This is a genomic window from Annamia dubia NIES-4383, assembly GCF_055394725.1.
On sequence record NZ_AP025631.1, the window covers coordinates 23,590 to 31,516 of the forward strand.

Here is a 7,927-nt window from a genome sequence, read left to right on the forward strand (position 1 = left end):
TTTAATCTTTTATCTAGCATATAAATATGACGATTTATTTATAAAATCTTTCAAGAAATTACTTGATTATTTATTAATCAAAGATGCAGAAAGTTTCAACCTTGCCATTATATTTATGTGGATTAGTTTTAATCTTTTTGTAATAGTCTGGAGGTGGAGTAATGTTAGATAATTTAAAACCAGTAAAACGACTGCATTTAATCACATCAATTGGGGCGGATATTCTTATAGTAGGCTTAATATGTGTTACCCTATTTCTTCCATTAAAAACTAATAATAAAAATCTAAGATTATGGGGGTTGGGGATGGGAGTAGTAGCAGTTAAAATCTCGTTTTATCTATTATCAGAATTAAATAAAATGGAGATGTTTATTAATGGCAATCAACATCTTGAAGAAAACAACTTTGTTAACAATTTAACGCTATTAAAAACCTTAAATGACCAATACTATCAAAACCAACTCCAACCCCGTTATTTACCCCAGAATAACTATCAGGATGAGGTAGTGACAGAGGAAGCTTCCCCCTTAGAAACCAATCAATATAATATTAATTTATTTGACTGGAATAATTTTAAAAATAAAGATGAGTTTCCTAATATAGCGGTGATAGGAAAGCCGGGATCCGGTAAAAGCACTTTGGGGCAATGGCTTGGAGCGATGTTTGGGGGTTTAACCATTGCTATAGCTCCCCATTATCAAACGGGTGATTTTCCCACTGCTGATCTTATTGTAGGTAGGGGAAGAAACTATGGGGATGATATTAATAAAGAGCCGTTAATTTTGTTGAATGAATTATTAACCGGAAAGCATAATCTTAGTTGTTTAGGTATGATTAAATCTATTCATAAAGAGATGACAAATAGATACCAATTAGATGATTATGAGAATCCAAAAATATCACCACCAATCACATTAATTTTAGATGAATATAACAGTTGGGCAAAGAAAAAAGGGCTATCTGAATACATGAGAGAACTCTTAAGAGAAGCCCGTAAAGTTAACATTAGAATTATCATACTTTGTCATCAATTCAATGTAAAACCGTTGGGCTTTGAAGGGGAAGGTGATATTAGAAAAAGTATCAATCAAATTAGATTAAATAGTCATGCTTTAGAAGAAGCAAAAGTTAGGCTAAATAATGCTAAATTTAATTCAGCTAATTATCACTATTGGGAAGCAGTTAATCAATATTTAGCTAATAATAATCGTCCCTGTTTGATTGATGATAATTTAGCAGAAATACCGGACTTGACTAATTGGTTAGCTACCCCTAATTCTAATCAATTGGTATTAGGAAATCACCAACAGTCTCACCCACAATTACCTACACCCACCTCACCAGCTACAATCACCTACAATCCTACGGGCATAAGTAATGTAGGTAACTACCAACAACAACAACAGTTGGCGCAATACCTTGATAATCTCTATGAAATAGAGTACCAACCACCCACAACGGAGGAAAATGTTTGTCCGCATTGTGACTCTATTAATGTTATTAAATGGGGGAAGGATAGAAAAAAATGTAAGGGTTGTGGGAAGACGTTTAGGGAGAATCAATAATTATTTTTATGGGCTGTCACTGATTAATTTAAAAATCAAAAAATATTAGTTCAAATTAATTAAAAACTACCATGAATACTATCAAAGTTTTAACAGTTAAACAGCCTTTTTGCGATGGGATTCTATCAGGTATCAAAACAGTTGAAAACCGTTCTTATCGTACTAAATACAGAGGTCGCTTATACATTCATTCATCTTTGGCAAAGCCTCTAAAAAAAGATATTTATTATTGTAAACAACGTGGCTTTGACTATGACGAAGTTCAGTCAGTTTTGGGTTTCATCTTAGGATACGTTACTTTAACCGATGTTCTAATTGATCATAACAATGACTGGTCATTTCCTAATTGCTACCAGTGGAAACTAACTAACCCTGTTAAATTAAAATACCCTATCCGCGCGATCGGGAAATTAGGACTTTGGACACCTCCGCCGGAGGTCATTGTACAATTAGAACCAACTCCGAGATCTAAATCAATTCAATTAGCTCTGTTCTAATTTTAAATTGTGAAGGGAGAAGCGGTTAAACTTCTCCCCCTAACTTAAGCCGTTTTACATTTTTAATCATATCAAAAGCAATATTCTGTTTCCCATGTTTCTTGAAATTCTCCTGTAATTAAAAGTCACTATGCGATCGAGCGGTGAAAATAAAAATGCGTTCCCTCGATCGCCCAACTTTTCCCTTTTAGATCAACTTGCTCAAATTGGGCAAGTTGATTTTTTTTTAGGCTCGATCGAGATAAGTGTCAAAAAGTGCAAAATGAGTCTTAAACACTTAGTATATATGAGTTTTAGCCTTAACGTGGTTTTTGACACGGTTGTTACTGAGATGCTCAAAGCTATATACAGCAAGACATTGACCTAGATAATTTACCTTTTTTTATGTATCTCGGCTACCTCCGTTTAGACCTCTTGACTCATTCTCAAAATTAATTCGACTATAAAATTTCAAAAAAACTATAAAATAGTCTTGACAAAGAAAAAAAGGTCAGTCATAATAAAGGAGTTCAGCCAAAAAACTATTCGATAGTTTTTTGGATATTAAATAAAAAATTAAAAATTATGCTTAAAAATCCAATGACACTGTTGTCAAATTTAGTAGATCGCCAAGATGGGGATCTAAATGAAACGCTCAAGAACATCAATCAATTTTTGCAGTTATCTCTTGAGTGTGAGGAAAAACAAAAGCAGGAGGACAAACCACCTAGTTCCCAACAGATTTCAAATGCTTTATATCTTGCACAGGAATTTGGTCATAAACCTCCATTTTTAAAAAGTATGACATCAAAACAAGTTGATGCTTATACTAAGAAACTTTTGGGTATTTCCTAAAATTTATTGATTAAGATTAGATCAAAAATTTTGATCAATATTCACTTAATACTGTCAGTTATCAAATTAATTGGCGTTAATATTAACTGACAGTTTTTATTTTATCACAGATTTACTATAAATCAAAATTCTTAATGTTTTACATCTAATAAAATTCTAAAAATTATGGATAAGCAAAATAATAAACAAATATTTTTTTCTATATATGATTGTTTTGAAAAAAGTCGCTTAAAAGAAGATGAAAAGATTGAGATTTCCCTTCAATTTCTTGCTTGGGTAAAATTACCAACAATGGATTTGATAAATCCCTTAGAAGATAGTTTATCTTTTGTTCACTTTTATAGACAAAAAGACTTTACTCTTGAAAATTTAATTAAAACTTTTCAACAACTTTCCGGTTCGATTTCTTTTCTACTGGCTAACTATATATATCAAGATAATACATATCTCTTTTCTAGTAATATTTCAAGATGTGATAAAAATAGTCTCTTAAATGTATTTACAAAACTTGATGACTTTATAAGAAATGATTTAATAAAAAATTTCTCAATTCCTGAAGATTTATTTACAGATTTCAAAGAAACTTTCTGTTTTCAGAATGAAGTTAATAATTTAATTTTTGAAATTATTGGAGATATTAAAGACAAGGAAGTTTATTGTCCATACGATAATTATTGCCAGTTTATTAACAAAGCATTTAACAGTGGTGCAAAAGTTTTAACTGAATCAATATCAACAAAAATTCCTCATTTTATTAATTTTTTTTCACAAGGAAATATTCAAGTTGGAAAGGGAGACTTAATCAAAGTTCCTTCTTTTTCTCAGGGAAGTAAATTTTGCGATATAACTATTGCTTTTCCCCCTCTTGGTAGTAAGAACATAAAGATTGAAAAATTTGAAGATAGTTATTTTAATAAATATCCTTTTCCTAAAGAATTTGTGAAGATGCCATCATCACCCTTAGTTCTTGCTATTGATTATATTTTAAAACATACAAAAGAAAAAGCTATTATTATTGTTCCTAATCAATTTCTCTATTCACAAGGGATTGATGAAAAGTCTTTAAAACAATATTTAATTAATCAAAAAATGATAGAAGCAATCATTGATCTTCCTTCTAATATAATTCCTTTAACTTCATTAAAGTTTTCAATTTTAGTATGTAACTTAAAACATAAATTCAAAAATGTTCGCTTTATTGATGGTGCTAATGAGCAATTTATTTCTATGGGTTATCAACGTCGTCCTATTTTACAGGGATGGAAACAAATTGTAGAATTAATGAATCAAGACCAAGAACAAGAAGAACTTTTCATTTCTATACCCTATGAAGAAGTATTAAAAAATAAAGAACTATATCTTAATCCTTCTTATTATATTCAGTCTTCTGAACTAAAAAAAGCCGAAAAATTTTTACAAGAAACAGAAACTTGTGTTCTAAAAGACTTGGTTGAAATAATTAGTTATCGGTTTTTAAAACATGATGAAGAAGGAATTGATGTGTTTAGAGTAACAAGTCTTGATAGTTATGATTTTGGATATATGCCAGAGCCATTAGATAAATTTAAAATTGAAGAAAAAATAGCAAAAGAATCACAGCTTTTTCTTCAACCTAATGACATTATTTTTCAGTTTCTTGGTAATGTCGGAAAAGTTGCTATTGTTCCTAACAATGCTCCGCCTCCGGGGGAAAATGGATGGATAGCTAGTCGTTCTTGGGTTATTTTAAGGATAAGAAAAACAACGGGAATTGATCCAAAATTTTTATTTATGTATTTGTCTTCACAATTAGCACAACTTTTGATAGAAAGAATAACTTTTAAAGGCACTACTGCTACAACTCTCCAGTTAAAAGCATTAGAAAACTTGAAAATTCCGCTTCCTAGCAATGCAGAAGAAATGAAAAAAGTTGTTGACAATTTTGATCAAATTGTCAAACATTATTCAGAGATAGATAAAATCAAAGAAAAAATTAATACCTTAGTTCACTTAAATTGGAGTAACCCTTTTAATTAACAAAAGAAAAAGGGCGCGATCGCGCCCAGATCGAGATTAAAGAGACAACTGGATCTCCTCACGCTCTTTGGCAGTTAAATGAGGGATTAAATGTAAAATCTTCGCCTTGGGAGATAGAGAATCAAAATCAACATTGACATCGCCATTAATCGTCTGTTGAACCACCTGTGCCACAGCTTTTTCAATGGAAATACGTTTTTGGTGGGGATGCCGTAAATCGTAGATTTTGCGTAACATCTCGACCGAATGCCCCATCGCATAAGCCAAAGAGCGTATCACCTCATCAGAATAATTCTGCTCTAAAAAGTAAGTAGCGTAGATATCTCGAATCAAATGGGGATTAAGTCGTTTTCCGATCGTACTATGCGCAGCCGTGGACACATATTTGCTCAAAGATATTTTCGTAGTAGGGATTCCATTATATTGAGTAAAAACAAAATTATGTTGGGGTTGATAGATCATTCTTGTTTGATACCAACGAGAAATATTACCTAAATTACAATTAGTGCCACAACTTCTAGGGCTACCATCACTACTTAAATAATAACCATAGAGCCACATTTCGAGGTATTCGTAAAAACTTCTATCATCCTCAAAAATAGGATTAGCAATCTCAATTTTTTGATGACCATAAGTTTTTCCCGTTTTATATGACTGGGGCGTTAAATCTAAATACCATTTGCCATGATCTTGATAGAGATAGGGATATTCAGAATTTTGATGGCGCTCAAACAGTGGAGGTAAAGGGTGAAATAAGCCGTCAGGAGGTACATGAGCAGGACGTTCCACCGGACAGGAAGTAGCCATTTTGAGCTTCGCAAAAACACCAATTCGGCGAGGAGGCATATAAGTTAATAAACCCAATATCACATATCGTTGAATACTTTGCCCTACAGCTTCATCACTTCTTCGCCAACCAGAGTTTAGTTTCGGTTGACATTCTAATCTTAAAGGCTCGACAACTTTGGTAAGTAAATCATTCAAATCTAACCATCTTTTAGAAATATCAGCCACAGGTTGATGAGTTTGAAACTCTTTATTAATCAAACTCAGACGCATTTTGATTTTGTCAATCAGCACAAGATCACGATAATCATTAAAGATCGTATCTCGACGATAGAGAAATTTGGCTACCATTAAAACAGCCATGACATAATGAAGTTTTGTATGGGGACTTTTAATTTGACGCTCATCTTCGAGGAAAGATAAAAAGTCACATAGCCAATTATCAACATCATCAGCTAGATCTTCAAGTTGTCTTCGGGCTAACTCCGAATCATGCGCTTTTTTGACAGGAAGATAGGGAACTAAAGTTTCAAAATCTAAATCTTCCTTGGGAATATTTCCATAATGATGGTGATAACCTAAGACGATGGCAATATCCTTCATTTGATTTTGTGCTGTTTCCTTCGATACAGGCTCATCAAAGCGATTGGAGTAATTTTTTTGAGTCCGATATTTATAAAACTCCTTCATTTGTTGAGCTAATTTGGGCGAAAAATCCTTCTCTTTTAAACTGTATGGCTTTAACCCTGCTAAATTACGAGGTGGCATAAGAGGAGTATTTTCAATGCCACCAAAGCCTTTTTGACGTTTGCCAGGACAGCGATCGTTTAATTTTAAAGGAGAAGGTTTTTTTTGTGGCAACCAATTTTGTTGTTTGGCCGTATCCAGAAAATCTTTGAGTCGAGATTTATTAGGATATTGAATAGACTTTGAAACTTTTAAATTAGCAAAAACTTCGGCTTGTTTGCTAAGAGCATTATAAAGTTGCTCTATTTTTAGAGTATAACAAAAAGCCTCAGCCGCTTTGAGTTCAACTTGAGTAATTTTGTTATTTTTTAAGGGAGAAAAACCATAAGCAGGGAGAAGATAACGATAAATAGCTGTGTTTAATTGTTTAATAATTTGATTAGCTTTAATAGGGCAATTATTGTCTTTAATTAATTGAGAATAAAGCTCCATGAGTTGCCCTAAATTTTTAGGTTTTTGCATCTTATATAACCTCCTGAAAAATCTGGTGAATAAAATTAGCTATTAGGTAAGAGCTAAGGTATAATTAAAAATAAGAAATAGAGTTTAGTTACTAATTGCATATATCTAAGAAATTCTTGATTAACTGTAATCAACTCTGTATTGATAATCGTTATTTTAAAATAGATATAAGAGCTAACTAATTACTCCATAAAGCTTCGACGTTTTGAATTTGAAAAATCTTATATATAAAGGGGATAACTATATATAAGATAGGTGGGGAGTTGGTATTAGATAAGACCTAAAGAAAGATAAGAGTAGGTGAGCAGACGAAGGAGAAAAAAAGAATTATGTTCGCTTGTGCCAACCAGTTATTTTTTTAGGTCGTATTTAAGAGCAAAAGCCATACCAAATAAACATATTAAGATTTAAGATTGACAACGATACTGCCAATAAATCGGCTTAAATTGATGAAGGCTATTGGCTGAGATTGCGGGTAAGAAGAAATTGTTTTCGGGCAATTTGTTCGATTAATTCAGAGCGACTTAAACCAAAATCTTTAGCCATTAGATCAAGGTTTATTTTCCCCGTAGGAGTTAAACTAATCGAGTAAGCTTGTTTCTTCTCGTCATAAATTTCGGGAACATTTCTCATACTTTTGTGATACGCTTTTGCCATATTTTTTTTCCTTTTTTTAAATACAACCAAAATTTCTCCAACTAAAACCCCCAAAAAAAAAGCCCGACAGAAAATCATAGTTCCTGTCGGGCTTTTTTATTTAATTTGTAGAGCTTATTCTAATTAAGTATTTCTTTTAAGTATTCCTTTGCGGAAATAAATTTAACTAGAATATATTGAGTTGTAAAAATTGTTGATTAGCTATATATTATATCATATCTTTTGAGATTGTGCAAGGTGATCTGTTCCTCCTTTTAAGCTATTAAAAATTAAACTACTTTAACCAGCTAACTCCAAAGTGCGATCGCGCCGTGATAAGTGTCAAACCCTTAGTCTATATGAGTTTTAGCCTTAGCGTACGTT

General features: G+C 32.2%; 6 protein-coding genes. 4 read left to right on the top strand and 2 right to left on the bottom strand.

Annotation, left to right across the window (positions count from 1 at the left end):
* Positions 1 to 161: 161 nt before the first annotated feature.
* The 4 genes from Anndu_RS17490 (at position 162) to Anndu_RS17505 (ending at position 4,912) form a co-directional block, all read left to right on the top strand.
* Positions 162 to 1,565: a transposase gene (locus tag Anndu_RS17490; RefSeq protein WP_464104156.1), complete on the top strand. Its 1,404-nt coding sequence runs from the start codon at positions 162 to 164 to the stop codon at positions 1,563 to 1,565.
* A gap of 71 nt (positions 1,566 to 1,636) precedes the next feature.
* Positions 1,637 to 2,062: an ASCH domain-containing protein gene (locus tag Anndu_RS17495; protein ID WP_464104157.1), complete on the top strand. Its 426-nt coding sequence runs from the start codon at positions 1,637 to 1,639 to the stop codon at positions 2,060 to 2,062.
* A gap of 579 nt (positions 2,063 to 2,641) precedes the next feature.
* Positions 2,642 to 2,896 carry a hypothetical protein gene (locus tag Anndu_RS17500; protein WP_464104158.1) on the top strand — a complete coding sequence of 85 codons (255 nt, stop codon included), beginning with the start codon at positions 2,642 to 2,644 and terminating at the stop codon, positions 2,894 to 2,896.
* Positions 2,897 to 3,061: 165 nt separating this feature from the next.
* Positions 3,062 to 4,912, top strand: a complete 1,851-nt coding sequence (locus Anndu_RS17505) for an N-6 DNA methylase (RefSeq protein WP_464104159.1) — start codon at positions 3,062 to 3,064, stop codon at positions 4,910 to 4,912.
* 36 nt (positions 4,913 to 4,948) lie between these two features.
* Here Anndu_RS17505 and Anndu_RS17510 read toward each other — a convergent pair whose 3' ends face one another.
* Together Anndu_RS17510 and Anndu_RS17515 are read right to left on the bottom strand one after the other, a co-directional pair.
* Positions 4,949 to 6,907: a site-specific integrase gene (locus Anndu_RS17510; RefSeq protein WP_464104160.1), complete on the bottom strand. Its 1,959-nt coding sequence runs from the start codon at positions 6,905 to 6,907 to the stop codon at positions 4,949 to 4,951.
* Between the two features lie 456 nt (positions 6,908 to 7,363).
* A complete protein-coding gene (locus Anndu_RS17515; protein ID WP_464104161.1) occupies positions 7,364 to 7,564 on the bottom strand; it encodes a hypothetical protein in 201 nt (66 codons plus the stop codon).
* Between the last annotated feature and the right edge of the window lie 363 nt (positions 7,565 to 7,927).